Source organism: Massilia sp. IC2-278 (assembly GCF_020708045.1).
Lineage (GTDB): Bacteria > Pseudomonadota > Gammaproteobacteria > Burkholderiales > Burkholderiaceae_D > Telluria.
This window is the reverse complement of sequence record NZ_JAJFES010000006.1, coordinates 286,729-303,022: the sequence shown is the minus strand read 5'-3', so window position 1 is coordinate 303,022 and position 16,294 is coordinate 286,729. Positions and strand designations below refer to the sequence as shown.

Below are 16,294 nucleotides of genomic sequence, written 5' to 3'. Positions count from 1 at the left end.
AAAGGTGAGTGAATAAAAGGCGTAGCCGATGTGCATTGTACAACTCAAGCGGCGCCGAGCATTCCTTCATGCACGGCAGCAAGGATGGCTTCGACGGCCGGGTGCTGGATCTTGCGCTCGTTCGAGATCGCATAGAACTGCTCGCGCACGCCCGGCACGCGGCCCACGACCGCGGCTTCGAGCTGCTCGGCCAGGTCGGCGGCCAGCGCCGCCGGGGCGAAGAACAGCCCGAGTCCGCGCCGGCCGAAGGTGTTCAGCAGGGCGTTGTCTTCGAACTCGCCGACCACGTCGGGCTGCACGCCGTGCACGTCGAGCCAGGCGTCGATCCGGCCACGCAGGGCATTATTGCGCGTAGGCAGCAGGAACGGCGCGCCTTTCAGGCCTTGCGGGAAATTCGTGCCCCATTGCGCGGCCAGTGCCTTGGTGCCGACCACCAGCATCTCGCTTTCGAACAGCAGGTGGGAAAACACGCGCAGGGTGCTGCCGGTAGCCAGCGGGTGGTCGGTCAGCACCACGTCGAGCTTGTGCAGGGCCAGGTCGGCCAGCAGAGCGTCGTGCTGGTCTTCGTAGCAGACCAGGCGCACCGGCGTGCTCAGCTGGGTGGTCACTTCCAGTAAGCGGAACGCGGTCAGCTTCGGCAGCGAGTCGGCGATGCCCACCGTCAGGCGCGTGCGCAGATTGCCGGCGCCGTCCAGCGCTTCCTGCATCTGCTCGCCCAGCAGGAAGATCTGGTCGGCGTAGCCCAGTGCCAGGCGGCCGGCTTCGGTCAGGGTCAAGCGTCGGCCTTGCTGGGTGAACAATGATTTTCCCACGGCCTGCTCGAGCAGGGTAATCTGGCTGCTGACGGTCTGCACCGCCAGGCCCAGGCGCTCGGCGGCGCGCGTGATGCTGCCTTCCTTGGCCACCACCCAGAAATAGTGCAGGTGACGGAAATTGGTGACGGTGTTTTTCATACTCTTCCGTTTTTCCGAAGTAATACTTCGATTATCTTCGCTTTTTCTATGAGGCGTCCAGCTCTACACTGCGTTGTATCAACTTTCACATAGAAGGGATAACAACATGAAGCATTTCCGGGGATCTTTCCTCGTTACAGTCATCTGTATGGGCCTCGCGGCCTGGTGGGGTTACGACCATGGCGGCATGTCCGGCATGCTGACGGCGGTGGGCGTTGCCGCCATCCTGTCGATCATGGAGGTGTCGCTGTCGTTCGACAATGCGGTCGTGAATGCGTCCGTGCTGAAGGGCTGGGATGAATTCTGGCTGAAGCTGTTCCTGGGCCTGGGCATGATCATTGCCGTGTTCGGCATGCGCCTGGTGTTCCCGTTGGTGATCGTGGCCGTGGCGGCCGACCTGGGTGCCACCGAAGTCTGGAACCTGGCGCTGACCGATCCGAAGGCCTTCTCCGGCCACCTGACGGCGCACCATGCGGAAGTGGCAGCCTTTGGCGGCATGTTCCTGCTGCTGGTCTTCCTGAACTTCCTGCTGGACGATGAAAAGGAAACCCACTGGCTGGGCAACTTCGAGAAAAAGCTCGGCGCACTGGGCAAGGTCTCGTCGATCTCGGTGATGGTGGCCCTGGCTTCGCTGCTGTTCGCATCGACCTTCGTTGATGCCGGCCAAAGGATGATTGTCCTGGTCGCAGGTATCTGGGGCATTCTGGTCTACGTCGGCGTGGACATGATCAGCAGCCTGCTGGAAAAGAGCGAGTCCGATGAGAGCAGCAACGTGGGCGACATGGTCAAGCGCGGCGGTATCGGCGGCTTCCTGTACCTCGAAGTGCTGGACGCATCGTTCTCCTTCGACGGCGTGATCGGCGCGTTTGCGATCACCTCGGATGTCGTGATCATCATGCTGGGCCTGGCGATCGGTGCGATGTTCGTGCGTTCGATGACGGTGTACCTGGTCCGCAAGGGCACGCTGGACGAGTTCGTCTACCTGGAGCACGGCGCGCACTATGCGATCGGTATCCTGGCCGTGATCATGCTGGTGAGTATGCATGTGCATGTGCCTGAGCTGATCACCGGCCTGACGGGTGTGGCCTTCATTGTCGCCTCGCTGTGGTCGTCGATCCGGTACAAGAAGAAGCATGCCGCGCTGGAAGCGGCGGAAGCGAAGCAGTTGGCTTGATCGTGGGAGGGGACGGTGGCGGTTGGTTGCCACCGTCTCGATAGCGGAAAAGTTGTACCGCGTGGACACAGGTGTCCACCCTACGAAACCCCCGCAGTTGTAGGGTGGACACCTGTGTTCACGCTGTCTCACCAGTAGCACAGCGTTACAGATTAACGCGGCCACGCCGCACAGAACCGCCCGGCGAGCGGCAGAACACCAGCTCGCTGCGCGTATAACCCGGTGTTCAAAAAAGTAGTCCTCAACTTTAGGAGAAACACATCATGGCAATCAGTCTGCAAAAAGGCGGCAACGTCAACCTGTCGAAAGAAGCCCCTGGCCTGACCAACCTGAAGGTCGGCCTCGGCTGGGATACCCGCGCCACCGATGGCGCCGGCTTCGACCTCGACGGCGCCGTCTTCCTGCTGAACTCGTCCGGCAAGGTGCGTTCCGACGCCGACTTCATCTTCTACAACAACCTGAAGTCGGCCGACGGCTCGGTCGTCCACTCGGGCGACAACACCACCGGCGCCGGCGAAGGCGACGACGAAACCGTGTCGGTCGACCTGACCAAGGTGCCGGCCGACGTCGACAAGATCGTGCTGGCCGTGACCATCCACGACGCCGACGCACGCCGCCAGAACTTCGGCATGGTCGGCAAGGCCTTCATCCGCTGCATCAACGCCAACGGCGACGCGGAAATCGCCCGCTACGATTTGTCGGAAGACGGCTCGACCGAAGCGGCAATGATCTTCGGCGAGGTGTATCGTAACGGCGCCGACTGGAAATTCCGCGCCATTGGCCAAGGCTTCCAGGGCGGCCTGGGGCCACTCGCCAAGAACTACGGCGTCAACGTTTAATCAAAAACAGGTTCGCGGTCCCACGACCGGGGCCGCACCATGAAAGGAAGTCTAGCAATGCCAACTTTTACCGTGACCGGGGATGTCGACCCCTTCCTGCACGTGTCGATGAGGAAGGGCGAGACCATCTATTGCGAATCCGACGCGATGGTGATGATGGAATCGACGCTCGACCTGAAAGGCAAGATGAAGGGCGGGCTCGGCAGCGCACTGATGCGCACCTTCGCCAACGGCGAATCCTTCTTCCAGCAGCACATCGAAGCCGCGCGCGGCGACGGCGACTGCCTGCTGTCGCCGACCCTGCCGGGCGCGATGCAGATCGTCGACTGCGGTCCGAACCACTACATCATCAGCGACGGCGCCTTTGTCGCCGCCAGCTCGGGCGTGGACCTGAAGGTGCGCACCCAGAGCATCGGCAATGCGCTGTTCGCCAACAGCGGCGGCTTCTTCGTCACCGAGACGACGGGGCAGGGCCAGGTGGTGGTGTCGGGCTTCGGGTCGATGTCGATGCTGGAAGTGGAACCGGGCAAGGATGCGATCATCGACAACTCGCACGTGGTGTGCTGGGACAGCACGCTGCGCTATGAGATCTCGATCACGACCGGCACCAGCGGCGGCTTCCTGGGTAACCTGATCAACAGCCAAACCAGTGGCGAGGGGATGGTCCTGCGCTTTTCGGGCAAGGGCAAGGTCTACGTGTGTTCGCGTAACCGCACCGCCTTCAAGGCCTGGATGCAAACCCCCGGTAAATAATTAAAGGAGCAACACAATGTCAGTCAGTCTGCAAAAAGGCCAGAAAATCTCGCTCTCGAAAGAGGGCGGCGGTGCACTCACCCGTGTCACCATGGGCCTGGGCTGGGACGCCATCAAGACCAAGGGCTTCCTCGGCTTCGGCAGCAAGACCGAAAGCGTCGACCTCGACGCCTCGGTGGTGATGTTCGACGAATCGAACCGCCCGGTCGACGTGGTCTGGTTCCGCCAGTTGAAGAGCAAGGACGGCAGCATTGTCCACACCGGCGACAACCGCACCGGCGCCGGCGATGGCGACGACGAGCAGATCAACGTCGATCTGTCCGCCGTGCCTGCAAACGTGAAGTCGCTGGTGTTCACGGTGAACAGCTTCACCGGCCAGAATTTCTCGCAGGTGCAGAATGCCTACTGCCGCCTGGTCGATGCGTCGGGCAACAAGGAAGTGGCGCGCTATGACCTGTCGGTGCAGGGCGCCCACACCGCGCAGGTGATGGCCAAGCTGTACCGCCACAACGGCGAGTGGAAGATGCACGCGATCGGCGAGAACGCCAGCGGGCGTACGTTTGACGATCTGATGCCGTCGATTACGCCGCATCTGTAATCTGCGGGTGGTGTAGTACCAAGAACCGGGGCCGATGCCCCGGTTTTTTTTCGCCTGTGCTGCAGCGCTATCTGCAGTTGGACGCAGCGTTTCCCGTAGGGTGGGCACTCCGTGCCCACGCGGTACGTGCGTCTCCTTTCTACGTTAGCCGCGACCTCTCGCCCCCAATCCTCAAGCCCGGCCAGATGCTGTATCGGCCGTTGCATGCACCGCGAGCGATACCTCCCCGCACATGTCCTCCAGCCACGCACGTAACCGCGTGGGCACGGAGTGCCCACCCTACGTTGAGGGCGCGTACCTAAGACAAGATCTGCTGATATTTCATATTGACATGCTCTTGGTAAACGTCTACTGTATTAAGTAACTAATACAGCTATACACCATGACCACCCACGCCGCCCACTTGTTTTTCATCGCCACCGGCTCCGCCGAGCCCATCTACCGCCAATTGGTCGACCAGGTCAAACGCCTGGTCGCCGCCGGCCAGATGGCCCCAGGCGACGGCATGCCCTCGGTGCGCGAGGTCGCCCAGGCCCTGGCCCTGAACCCGATGACCGTCTCGAAGGCCTACAGCCTGCTCGAGATGGAAGGCGTACTCACCCGCCGCCGCGGCCTGGGCATGGAAGTGGCCGCCCGCGCCGGCACTGCCCCGGGCGCGCACGAACGCGCCGAACTGCTGCGTCCCACCCTGGAGCGCGCAGCCATGGAAGCGCGCCAGCTCGAACTCGATTCCGACACCGTCCTTTCCCTCTTCACCCAGATCCTGAAGGAACAAGCATGACCAACGCCATCATCCAGAGCGCCGCGATCAGCAAGCAGTTCGGCAGCGTCCCCATCCTCAACAAGCTCGACTGGCAGGTCATGCCGGGGCAGGTGATCGGCCTGCTGGGCCGCAACGGCGCCGGCAAGTCGACCCTGCTCGAATGCCTGCTCGGCCTGCGCGAAGCGGATGCGGGCACGGTGCACGTCTATGGCGAAGACGTGGCCCACCTGTCCGACGCCACCCGCGCCCGCATCGGCTACGTGCCGCAGAAGTCGGACCTGTTCGAGTGGATGACGCCGCGCCAGATGCTCGATTACTTCAGGGCCCTGTACCCGCGCTGGAACGGTGCCAAGGTCGACGGCCTGCTGGCGCGCTGGGGCTTCGACCAGCTCATGCAAAATAAACCGATCAGCAAGCTCTCTGGCGGCGAGCAGCAGCGTTTGTCGATCATCCGCGCGCTGGCCCACGACCCGGAACTGCTGGTACTCGACGAGCCGGTGTCGGCCCTGGACCCGGTCGGCCGCCGCGAATTCCTGCGCGAGCTGATCGACGGCGTGATCGAGCGCGGCACCACGGTGGTGTTCTCGACCCACATCCTGTCCGACCTGGAACGGGTGGCGCTGGACCTCGCCTTCCTGAAGGACGGCAAAATCGCCCTGCAGGGCCGTCTCGACGAGCTGCTCGAAGGCGCGCGCCGCGTGGTGGGGCCGGCGTCGCTGCTCGACGGCAGGCAGCTGGCCGGCGAACTGCGGCGCCAGCGCACGCCGGACGGCAGCGTCAGCGTGATCACCCACGGCGGCGCCGGCCTGGCGCAGCTGGGCAAGGAGAGCGGCGTGCGCGTGGAGGCGCTCAGCCTGGAAGACCTGTTCATCGAGGTGACGCAATGAAAACCCTGCTGAAGGACTACTGGCTGGTGTGGCGCATGGCGCTCAGTGCCCGTTCCCGCGCCGATGTGCTGATCCTCGGATTCACGGCTTTCCTGACGCTGCTCGTGGCCTTCCTGGTCATGGTCATGAAGGACGATGCGGTGCTGGCCGCCAGTACGGCGCTGCGTGTGGCGGTAGGCGGCGCGATGATGGGCTGGCTGCTGTACTTCGTGCCTGGCGCCGTCAAGCTGAACACGCCGTCCGTCGCCTGCCTGGTGCCGCGCCTGCGCCGCCGCCTGATCGAATCGACGGTGCTGGCCTGGGCATGCATGATCGCGTTTGCCACGCTGGTGTCGCTTGGCACCAAGCTGTCGCCGGCGCTGGTCCTGCTGGCCACCGGCACCTGGCTTGCCGCGTATGGCCTGGGGCAGAGCGGGCACCGCGCGGGCAGCTGGATGCAGGTCGCCTTTGCCGGCGTGTTCTTCTTCAGCCGCAGCCTGCCGCCGGCGCTGGTCGACGGTATCCAGCACGGCATCGGCTTTGCGATTGGGTGCCTGCTGATGCTGGCCTTCGGCGCCTACGCGCTGCAGCACATGTTCATGGCCGGCGGCGACCGGCACTACGTGGCACGCGAAGCCCAGGCCCTGCAGCTGGAACGCACGACGGCCGCGGGCCAGTTCAAGGAACGCAAGCAGAACCGGTTCGATGCCTCGCTCTACCGCTGGGTCCTGGCGCGCGACACGGCGGCGCGCAATAGTGCCCGCCTGCTGGTGCACCTGCTGGGCGCGCGCAACCATTGGGTCAACCGGTCCGTGGTGCTGGTGTCGATCCTGGCCCTGGCCGGCGTGGCGCTGCTCATCCTGCGTGCCAATGCCCGTCCCGACACGCAGCAGCTGATCGCCGACCTCGGCTGGCTATTCGCCCTGCCGCTGCTGCTGGGCGCCATGTTCGACACCGAGAAGCGCAACGTGCGCCTGAAGGACACGGCGGGCGAACAGGCCCTGCTGCGCCTGGCGCCGCCGCTGCCGGCCGGCGCCTCCGCCTTCAACCGCAAGGTCGCCGTCACGCTGCTGCGCACCGCGCTGCTCGAGTGGGCGATGCTGGCGGGCGCCGTGCTGTGCCTGGGCATGATGACCGGCGCCTCGGCGGCCAACCTGTTCAAGCAAGCCTGCCTGTGCTGCCTGACCCTGCCGCTGGTAGCCGCCACCTTGCGCGACCACGCGCACCGCAGCGGGCTGCTGGGCTGGCGGCTGCTGCTGGGCTGTGCGCTGTCGTTCGGCCTTAGCCTGGCGGCGGGCATGGCGCTGGAGCGGGCGAGCGGCTTGCCGTACGCGGCGGGTGCGGCGCTGGCCAGCATGGCGATTGCCGCAGCCCTGGTCGGGCGCGCGTTCCGGCGTGCGGAGACGGCGCCGTATGTCTTCCCGGCGGGGCGCCTGGCTTGAGGTGGAGGGTGTTGTAGGGTGGACTCCTGAGTCCACGCGGTACGGCACGCGATCGGTCGAAATGGTGCCGCGGAGCGATCGAGCCAATCGCCTTCCGCGGTCTGTCGGTGCGTTGTCGACGGGGAGATGCCGTACCGCGTGGGCACAGGTGCCTGCGCGGCCCGGCCCACCCTACAACGGCCAAACACGAACCGTCAAAGCCGCGTAAGCCGATTCAATGCGCGCGGCGCTGCACCAGTGCGGTCCCGACCCCATGCCGCTTGCCTTCACTGACTGCCGTCACCGTCCCATCCGGATTGAACACGATGGCATTCGCCGCGCCGATCTCCTCGGCCGGCGCCTCCCACTTGTGCCCAAAGGCTTCCAGGGCCTTCGCCTGGGCGCTGCCGGCAAAGCCCGGCTCCACCGACGTCGATGCGCCATTACGCTCGGACAGCCGCGGCGCATCGATCGCCTCGTTCATCGGCATGCCGAAGTCCACATGATTGACGATGGTCTGCAGCACCGTCGTGATGATGGTCGCGCCGCCCGGGCTGCCGATGCTGAAGGCCGGCTTGCCGTCCTTGAGCACGATGGTCGGCGCCATGCTGCTGCGCGGGCGCTTGCCCGCTTCGGGCACGTTCGGGCGTGGGCCGGAAAAATCGAAGTCGGTCATCTCGTTGTTCAGCAAGAAGCCATAACCCGGCACCACGATGCCGCTGCCGCCCCAGGATTCGATGGTGAACGTATAGGAGACGACATTGCCTTCCTTGTCCGACACCGTCAGGTGCGTGGTGTGCGGGCTTTCCTTCTGCAGCGGGCGTTGCGCGGGGCGCAGCGGAATGCTCGGGTCATCCTGGAAGGCGTACGGGTCGCCCGCCGCCACGTCGGACGCCGCACGCTTCATGTCGATCAGCGCGCGCCGCCGGGCTGCAAAATCCTTCGACAGCAGCCCCGCCACCGGCGCGTCGACGTATTCCGGATCGGCGAGATAGGCGTTGCGGTCGGCAAAGGCAAGGCGGCTCGCTTCCAGGTACAGGTGCTCGGCCTGCGCGCGCGGCAGGGCCTTCAGGTCGTAGCCTTCGAGGATGTTCAGGGCCTCGGCCACCGCCACGCCGCCGCTGCTCGGCAGCGGCATGCCATAAACTTGGTAGCCGCGGTAGCTGCTGACCACCGGCTGGCGGATGCGCGCTTCGTAGTTGGCCAGGTCGGCCAGCGTCATCTGGCCGGCGCGGACGCTTGCACCCCGAGCCAGCGGCGGCTGGTTCACCGCCTCGACGATGGCGCGCGCCATCGGCCCTGCATAAAAGGCCTGGTAGCCGCGTGCGGCGATCTCGCGGTAGGCCTTGGCCATGTCCGGATTACGTAACCGGGTGCCGGGCGTAACGGCTTTCCCGTTCCGCAAATACAGTGCGCTCGTCGTCGAAAACTGCTGAAATTTTCTTTCATTTTCGCGCGTTAAATGAGAGAAAGTTTCATTGACCGTGAAGCCCTTGTCGGCCACATCGATGGCCGGCGCCAGTACCTGCCTAAACCCCATCGTGCCGTAGCGCTCCAGCGCCTCGTGCCAGCCGCGCACCGTGCCCGGTACGCCTACAGCGGCGCCGCTCGCCACCGCCGTCTCGAAGTCGATTTCCTTGCCGTTTTCCAGGAACACGGCCGGGGTAAAGGCGCTTGGGGCCGTTTCGCGGTGATCGACCGTGATCACGCGCTTGTCCTTGGCCAGGTAGATCACCATGAAGCCGCCGCCGCCGATGCCGCAGCTGAACGGGTCGGTCACGCCCAGCGTGGCCGCCGCGGCCACGGCGGCATCGACCGCGTTCCCGCCCTTGTTCAGGATGGCAAGCGCCGACGCCGAGGCCTGTTCGCTGATGGTGGCAACGGCGCCGCCGCTGCCGGTGGCGACCGGGGTTTTTGCGATGGCGAGCGGCGCGTGCAGGACGATGGAGAAGACGAGGGTGGAAACGAGCAGGGTCTTGTTCATGGACGAAGGCGGCGAGGTGAAGAAGTCGGGTCAGCATAGCAAGAAAGCAAAACCGCCGTTGTTTGATCTAGCTCATCCGCGTCATACAGCCGTCATATTCGCTGGCTAGACTTCCGCTCGTCACTTAACCAACCCCGAGTTACGACAATATGAAAATCAAGCACATGTTCAAAACGATGATCGCTGGCGCCGCTGCAGCAATGGTGATGTCGTCGGCCTTCGCTGCCGACGTGACCGGCGCGGGCGCAACCTTCCCGTACCCGATCTACGCCAAGTGGGCCGAGTCGTACAAGGCAGCCACCGGCACCGGCCTGAACTACCAGTCGGTCGGCTCGGGCGCTGGCATCAAGCAGATCAAGGCCAAGACCGTCGACTTCGGCGCCTCGGACATGCCCCTGAAAGCCGCTGAACTCGACGCCGAAGGCCTGATGCAGTTCCCGGCCATCATGGGCGGCGTGGTCACCGTGGTGAACGTCGACGGCGTGGCTCCAGGCCAGCTGAAGCTGACCGGCCCGGTCGTGGCCGACATCTACCTGGGCAAGATCACCAAGTGGAACGCGCCGGAAATCACCGCCCTGAACCCGGGCGTGAAGCTGCCGGACACCGACATCACCGTCGTCCACCGCGCCGACAGCTCGGGCACCTCCTTCCTGTTCACCGACTTCCTGTCGAAAACCAGCCCGGAATTCCAGCAAAAAATCGGCGCCAACACCGCCGTGAAATGGGCAGTCGGCGTGGGCGGCAAGGGCAACGAAGGCGTCGCCGCCAACGTGCAGCGTATCAAGGGTTCGATCGGCTACGTCGAGTGGGCCTACGCCAAGAAAAACAAGCTGTCGCACACCCAGCTGAAGAACAAGGACGGCCAGTTCCTGCAGCCGGACGACGAGAACTTCAAGGCCGCTGCATCGAGCGCCGAATGGACCAAGACCCCGGGCTTCGCCGTCATCCTGACCGACGCCGCCGGCAAGAACAGCTGGCCGATCACCGGCGTGTCGTACATCCTGATGCACAAGGCCCAGGCCGACGCCACCAAGGGCAAGGAAGTCGTGAAGTTCTTCGACTACGCCTACAAGAACGGCGCCGCCGCTGCCGCCGAGCTGGACTACGTGCCGATGCCGGCATCGGTCGTCAAGCTGGTGCAGGATTCGTGGAAGGCCAACCTGAAGGATGCATCGGGCAAGGCGATCTACTGATCTGAACTGATCGATCACAGGACGGGGCGACAAGCCCCGTGTCGGGCTGGCCGTGGGTGACTTTGCGGCCAGGTTTTAGCGGCGGTTCCAGGAATGGGGCCGCCGCTTTTTTTTGGTTTTGATTATGAGGTCGTAGGGTGGGTTCTTGAACCCACCGATTTCATCATTGGATACACTGCGCCGTACGATCCGGACGCAATCGATGACCAACCGCCGCATGGTGGGTTCGAGAACCCACCCTACGAAATCGGCGCCAATGCCATCGTTATCGATGAATGCAACGCCAATAAAAAACGGCGGCCCCGAAGGAACCGCCGTTTTTACAAAGATGCTGCTGCTGGCTTACACGTACGCCGCCAGCGCACCCTTCATTTTCTTCAACGCCGCCGATTCGATCTGGCGAATCCGCTCCGCCGACACGCCGAACTCTTCCGCCAGCGTATGCAGCGTGGCACCCGAACCGTCGTCATTCGCCAGCCAGCGCGCTTCCACGATGCGGCGCGAACGCGGGTCGAGCTTGCCCAGCGCCGTTTCCAGGCCTTCGGACTGCAGGCGCGTGACCTGCTCGGCTTCCAGCACCTTGGTCGGTTCCTGCTGGTCCGACGACAGGTAGGCGATCGGCGAGAACTTGTCGTCTTCGTCGTCGGTCGGCGCTTCCAGGGCGATGTCGCGGCCGGAGAGGCGGGTTTCCATCTCGATCACTTCCTCGCGCTTGACGTCCAGCATCTTGGCCAGTTCGTCGACCTGGGTCGGCGTCATCGCGTCCAGGCCCACCTTGTTGCTGCGCAGGTTGAAGAACAGCTTGCGCTGGGCCTTGGTCGTAGCGACCTTCACCAGGCGCCAGTTCTTCAGGATGTATTCGTGCATCTCGGCCTTGATCCAGTGCATCGCGTACGACACCAGACGCACGCCCTGGTTCGGGTCGAAGCGCTTCACGGCCTTCATCAGGCCGATGTTGCCTTCCTGGATCAGGTCGGCGTGCGGCAGGCCGTAGCCCAGGTAGCCGCGCGCGATCGACACCACCAGGCGCAGGTGGGACAGGACCAGTTTTTGTGCGGCGTCGAGATCGTTTGCCTCGCGCAGCCGCTTCGCCAGCGACACCTCTTCCTCGTGGGTCAGCATCGGCAGACGGTTCACCGCGGAAATATACGCGTCGATGTTACCGAGATTGCCGGTGAAGCCAAGTCCCAGGGCACGGCTGCTGGTGGTCGGAACCAATGCGGATTGTGCGGACATTATCTTTTCCTCGTAGAGTAATTTCTGCTGCATCTCAGCGGCGGGACAACCCCACCCCATGATTTTTTCGGCCTTGAATCCGGATGCAAGCGAACCCATTTACCATTCACTTGAGCTACAGTTTAGCACTCTCCGAGGGGGAGTGCTAGCGACCCCCTCGGAATGGCAGGGGTGTTTAAGTCTGGCTAAAGTATTGCTATTAAGCATCAATTTGCGCCCGGTCTACTGTAGAGCGAATCGTTGCTTTGCTATTGAGTTATCTCAAACGTGTGGCTGTTGCGTGTGACCTTGAGACACAGCGTAAAGGCGCGCGGAAGCCCGTTTCTGTTAGTTGCCTCACAAAGGGGCGCGTTCGGAATCGGGCGAGGCAAAGTCCTACTTCGCGAATGGAAGTAGACGCACAAGCCGGGGACTTGAAAAAGAAGAAGGTGATTCCGCCCGGACAGACCACAGCAGCAGCCTGTCCGGAGGAAGAGGGCGTCATTTCAGGCGCGCCAGGTGACGCTGCACCGACAGCATGGCGCCGATCAGGCCCAGGCCGGCGCTGATGGCCAGCAAACCGGCGACTTCCGGCGCACTCAGCGGCGCCAGCTGGAATTCCGACGCATACAGGCGGGCAAACTCGGCAATGGCCGCGTTCAGCGGCTGCAGGGCCAGCGCCACGCCGCCCAGGGCCACCGCACCGGCGCACAGGCCGAGCAGGGCGCCGGTATAGTAAAACGGCCGGTGGATGAAGTTGTCGGTCGCGCCCAGCAGCTTCGACACGGCGATTTCCTCGCGCTGGGTCAGCACCTGCAGGCGGATGGTATTGAACACCACCGCAATCACCACCACACCCAGCGTTACCGCCAGCAACAGCAGCACCAGGCGTAGCACGCCCAGCAAGGCGGCCAGTCGCTTGACCCAGGCCGAGTCCACCTGCACGGTGTCCACGTGCGGCAGCTGGTGCAACTGCTCGACCACGGCGTCGATGCGCGAGGCATCCGCCGCGCTGGCCGAGCCGGCCAGCTTCATCACATAACTGTCGGGCAGGGGATTGTCGCCCAGCGTGTCGAGCGCGGCGGACAGGCCGCTGCGCGCCTTCAGGTCGTCGAGGGCCTGTTCGCGCGGAATGAAGGTGATGCTGGCCTTGTTGTCGTCGATGATCTGGCGCAGTTGCGGACCGAGTGCCTGCGCTTCCTCGCGCGTCGCATCGGGCTTCACGAACAGGCTGACCTCGGGATCGACCGAGAGCTGTTCCGACATCGGCCGTACATTGTCGAGCAGGGTGATGCCGGCGAACGGCAGCGCCAGCGCCACCGCGACGACCAATACGTTGAACAGGAAACTGCCCGGCGCCTTGCGCACGGTGGACAGCGCCGCGCCGAGCGCGAAGCGGTGTTGGCGGAACCATGGGCTCATGCTGCACCTCCCGTATCGACGTCGAATTCCCCGGTGGCGGGGCTGGTCGGCTCTCCGCTCGACACCAGCTGGCCATGCTCCAGGCGGATCACGCGCGCCGCACCGTCGAGCACCTGCTCGTCGTGGGTCGAGATCAGGCAGGTCACGCCGACCGAGTTAAAGGCGCGCAGGGCGTCGAGCACCTTGTCGGCCGCCACGCGGTCGAGGTTGGCGGTGGGTTCGTCGGCCAGGATGATCTGCGGACGGTTCACGATGGCGCGGGCAATCGCCACGCGCTGCTGCTCGCCGCCGGACAATTCCAGCGGATGCGCCTTGGCGCGCTCCAGCAGACCCACCTTGTCGAGGGCGGCGCGGGCGCGCTGCTCGGCTTGCGCCTTGGGCGCGCCAGTGACCAGCAGCGGCAGCATGGTATTGGCCAGGATATTCCGGTCGTTCAGCAAACGCTGGTGCTGGAAGATCAGGCCCAGGTTACGGCGGAGAAAAGGGATGCCGGGCTTCCTGATCTTGCCGATGTCTTGCCCGAACACGATCACGCGTCCGCTGCTGGGGCGCTCGATGGCGGCCACCATCTTCATCAGGGTCGACTTGCCGGCGCCGGACGGGCCGGCCAGGTACACCAGCTCGCCCTTGCCGATGTTCAGCGACACGTCGCGCAGGGCGGTCGCATCGGCGGAATACTTCTTGGATACGGAGTGGAATTCGATCATCGTGTCTGATTACCCCAGCAGCGCTTCAACGAACTCTTCTGCATTGAAAGGCTGCAGGTCGTCCAGCTTTTCGCCCACGCCGATGAAATAGACCGGCACCGGACGCGTACGCGCGATCGCCGCCAGCACGCCGCCCTTGGCCGTGCCATCGAGCTTGGTGATCACCAGGCCGGACAGTTGCAGGGCGTCGTCGAAGGCTTTCACTTGTGCCAGGGCGTTCTGGCCGGTGTTGCCGTCGATGACCAGCAGCGTCTCGTGCGGCGCGCCATCCGCGCCCTTGCCGATCACGCGCTTGATCTTCTTGAGCTCTTCCATCAGGTGCAGCTGGGTCGGCAGGCGGCCGGCGGTATCGACCATGACCACGTCCACGCCGCGCGCCTTGCCCGACTGCACCGCATCGAAGGCGATGGCCGCCGGGTCGCCCGACTGCTGCGAGATCACGGTGACGTTGTTGCGCTGGCCCCAAACCATGAGTTGTTCGCGCGCGGCGGCGCGGAAGGTATCGCCCGCGGCCAGCAGCACCGACTGGTCGAAGCGCTGCATGTGCTTGGCCAGCTTGCCGATGGTGGTGGTCTTGCCGGCGCCGTTCACGCCCGCGATCATCATCACCAGCGGCGCGTGGCGGCCGAGTTCCAGCGGCTTTTGCAGCGGCGTCAGCATCTCGACCATCAATTCCTTCAGCGCAGCCTTCACGGCGGCGGCGTCGAGCAATTTCTCTTCCTTGACCTTGCGGCGCAGGTTGTTCAGGAGGTGCTCGGTGGCATCCATGCCGGCGTCGGACATCAGCAGGGCGGATTCGAGTTCCTCGTACAGGTCTTCATCGATGCGGGCGCCGACGAACAGCAGCGACAAATTGCTGGAGGTCTTGGACAGGCCGGCCTTCAGGCGCGCCATCCAGGATTTCTTTTGCTCGGCCGGGGAGGTCGGACGTTCGGCGGTTTCCTCGATGATGAGGGCGGGTTCGGCGCTCAGCGCAGGCGCCGGGGCGGGTTCAGGAATCGCGATTGGCGCGGGCGCGGCCGGTGCCGGCGCAGGCTTCGGCACATCTACGACAGGCTCGACCGGCGCCGGGGTGTCTGCTTCGGCTTTTTTTCTCTTGAAGAAACTAAACATGGGTATGTGGTGGGAGCGACTGCATGCACATGCCGGCATTCAGTGCCGGCACGACGAAAAGGATCGCAGTATTTTACCAGAGCACAGTAATGACGAATACGCAAGTCCCGGCCGTGCGCGAGGCGTTGGCCGGGAGGAGGGAAAAGCTGGCTTCTTATTTGGCTGTGGGCCGGATCGCGGTGACATTCGCCGGGTTACCCGGCGCATTGATGAGCCGCACCGTCGTCGTTCCGTTCGTGGTCTGCGTCTGCAATGCGGCGCAATCCGCGATCATCTTGCCGAGGCTTGCATAGCCCTGCTGCTTGGGCACGATGCGGTATTCCAGCGCCTCGGGCGAGGTGTTATCGCAATCGACCAGCACCGCAATGCGCGGCGCTGCTGCTACAGGCTGGTTCATCTAACGCTCCGGTCCAGGCTTCGATAGCAACAGATGATAGGATAATTTAGTTACCCTGAGGGAATATTTCGACTGCTTGAAACGCCAGGCTCAATGCCGCAGCCGGCTCCACCACCCCGCCTTTTTCTCCGCCTTCTGCAGCACTTCCGGCTCCAGCCGCCACGCGCCATACGGATTGTTGAACAGCGACTCCGCCCCGTAATCCATGGCCGGCGCGGTGCGCACCCGGTACACCGGTGCGCCTTCGCTCACCGAAAAAGTGTGCCCATCTTCCAGCACCGGCCCCTGCGCGAACAGGTAATGGGTAAAGGTGCGCAGCAAATCGGCGGCTTCCTGCAAGTCGCCATCGGGCGGCGTGACGATCGCTTCCGGCAGGCCGAAGTTGTGCATGCCGCAGGAGTAGACGTCGCGCCCGGTCACGTAGACCACCAGCGCCCGGTGCGCGGTCTGCAGGTGCAGCTGTTCGCACAGTTCGGTCCAGTAGGCCGGGCCGTGGGCGATGCCGGTGCTTTCCACCTTCACGCCCAGGCCGCCCGCATCGATCAGCGCGGCTGCCGCCCGCATCATGGCTTCGGCGGCGTCGCGCGAGCCGCCCTTGCCGGACAGGTAGACCACCGAGGCGTGGCGCGCCACGTCCATCATCGCCTCGGATTGCGCCCAGTGCGGGCCCACCGCGGCAAAGGCCGCCGGCAGCGCCGGGTCGGCGCCTTCGAACATCACTTCGCAGGTGAAACCGGTTTCGATTTCCAGCAGCAGGTGGCCGGCATACACATAACCCGCGTCGCATTCCGAGATGGCCTGTATCAGTTCCTCGCGGTGTTTCCAGAGGCCCGGGATGCACAGGACAAGTTCGGGCGTGTCGCTCATCGTTCTCCTCTCAAAATCCTCTCGTGCCT

16 protein-coding genes are annotated in these 16,294 nt (G+C 64.1%); 8 read left to right on the top strand and 8 right to left on the bottom strand.

Features of this window, described 5'->3' with window-relative positions; genetic code table 11:
- Positions 1 to 44: 44 nt before the first annotated feature.
- Positions 45 to 953, bottom strand: a complete 909-nt coding sequence (nhaR, locus tag LK540_RS14630; RefSeq protein WP_229438024.1) for a transcriptional activator NhaR — start codon at positions 951 to 953, stop codon at positions 45 to 47.
- 106 nt (positions 954 to 1,059) lie between these two features.
- Here nhaR and LK540_RS14625 point away from each other — a divergent pair, with 106 nt between their 5' ends.
- The 7 genes from LK540_RS14625 (at position 1,060) to LK540_RS14595 (ending at position 7,388) form a co-directional block, all read left to right on the top strand.
- A complete protein-coding gene (locus tag LK540_RS14625) occupies positions 1,060 to 2,127 on the top strand; it encodes a DUF475 domain-containing protein (protein WP_229438023.1) in 1,068 nt (355 codons plus the stop codon).
- 263 nt (positions 2,128 to 2,390) lie between these two features.
- Positions 2,391 to 2,966, top strand: coding sequence for a TerD family protein (locus LK540_RS14620; protein WP_229438022.1), 576 nt, complete (start codon positions 2,391 to 2,393; stop codon positions 2,964 to 2,966).
- A gap of 57 nt (positions 2,967 to 3,023) precedes the next feature.
- Complete coding sequence (locus LK540_RS14615) at positions 3,024 to 3,719, top strand: TIGR00266 family protein (RefSeq protein ID WP_229438021.1); 696 nt, start codon at positions 3,024 to 3,026, stop codon at positions 3,717 to 3,719.
- Between the two features lie 16 nt (positions 3,720 to 3,735).
- A complete protein-coding gene (locus LK540_RS14610) occupies positions 3,736 to 4,317 on the top strand; it encodes a TerD family protein (protein ID WP_229438020.1) in 582 nt (193 codons plus the stop codon).
- A 382-nt stretch (positions 4,318 to 4,699) separates the two neighbouring features.
- The gene (locus tag LK540_RS14605) at positions 4,700 to 5,098 is read left to right on the top strand and encodes a GntR family transcriptional regulator (RefSeq protein WP_229438019.1); all 399 of its coding nucleotides are present in this window, start codon (positions 4,700 to 4,702) and stop codon (positions 5,096 to 5,098) included.
- Positions 5,095 to 5,967, top strand: a complete 873-nt coding sequence (locus LK540_RS14600; RefSeq protein WP_229438018.1) for an ABC transporter ATP-binding protein — start codon at positions 5,095 to 5,097, stop codon at positions 5,965 to 5,967. The genes LK540_RS14605 and LK540_RS14600 overlap by 4 nt, the downstream gene beginning before the upstream one ends.
- A complete protein-coding gene (locus LK540_RS14595; protein ID WP_229438017.1) occupies positions 5,964 to 7,388 on the top strand; it encodes a hypothetical protein in 1,425 nt (474 codons plus the stop codon). Before LK540_RS14600 ends, LK540_RS14595 begins: the two co-directional genes overlap by 4 nt.
- Positions 7,389 to 7,602: 214 nt before the next feature.
- Here LK540_RS14595 and ggt read toward each other — a convergent pair whose 3' ends face one another.
- The gene (gene ggt / locus LK540_RS14590) at positions 7,603 to 9,351 is read right to left on the bottom strand and encodes a gamma-glutamyltransferase (RefSeq protein WP_229438016.1); all 1,749 of its coding nucleotides are present in this window, start codon (positions 9,349 to 9,351) and stop codon (positions 7,603 to 7,605) included.
- 164 nt (positions 9,352 to 9,515) lie between these two features.
- On the opposite strand from ggt, the gene pstS reads away from it, so the two are divergent.
- Positions 9,516 to 10,544, top strand: coding sequence for a phosphate ABC transporter substrate-binding protein PstS (gene pstS, locus LK540_RS14585; protein WP_374041366.1), 1,029 nt, complete (start codon positions 9,516 to 9,518; stop codon positions 10,542 to 10,544).
- Positions 10,545 to 10,886: 342 nt separating this feature from the next.
- Here pstS and rpoH read toward each other — a convergent pair whose 3' ends face one another.
- From rpoH to LK540_RS14555, 6 genes are all read right to left on the bottom strand, one after another.
- Positions 10,887 to 11,780 (bottom strand): RNA polymerase sigma factor RpoH, encoded by an 894-nt coding sequence (rpoH, locus tag LK540_RS14580; protein WP_229438014.1) that lies wholly within the window; start codon positions 11,778 to 11,780, stop codon positions 10,887 to 10,889.
- A gap of 480 nt (positions 11,781 to 12,260) precedes the next feature.
- A complete protein-coding gene (gene ftsX / locus LK540_RS14575) occupies positions 12,261 to 13,181 on the bottom strand; it encodes a permease-like cell division protein FtsX (RefSeq protein ID WP_229438013.1) in 921 nt (306 codons plus the stop codon).
- On the bottom strand, positions 13,178 to 13,888 hold the full coding sequence (locus LK540_RS14570; RefSeq protein ID WP_229438012.1) for a cell division ATP-binding protein FtsE: 711 nt from the start codon (positions 13,886 to 13,888) through the stop codon (positions 13,178 to 13,180). The genes ftsX and LK540_RS14570 overlap by 4 nt, the downstream gene beginning before the upstream one ends.
- 9 nt (positions 13,889 to 13,897) lie before the next feature.
- Positions 13,898 to 15,001, bottom strand: coding sequence for a signal recognition particle-docking protein FtsY (gene ftsY / locus LK540_RS14565; protein ID WP_229438011.1), 1,104 nt, complete (start codon positions 14,999 to 15,001; stop codon positions 13,898 to 13,900).
- Positions 15,002 to 15,155: 154 nt separating this feature from the next.
- Positions 15,156 to 15,398, bottom strand: a complete 243-nt coding sequence (locus LK540_RS14560; RefSeq protein ID WP_229438010.1) for a hypothetical protein — start codon at positions 15,396 to 15,398, stop codon at positions 15,156 to 15,158.
- 90 nt (positions 15,399 to 15,488) lie between these two features.
- On the bottom strand, positions 15,489 to 16,265 hold the full coding sequence (locus LK540_RS14555; protein ID WP_229438009.1) for a DUF4261 domain-containing protein: 777 nt from the start codon (positions 16,263 to 16,265) through the stop codon (positions 15,489 to 15,491).
- Between the last annotated feature and the right edge of the window lie 29 nt (positions 16,266 to 16,294).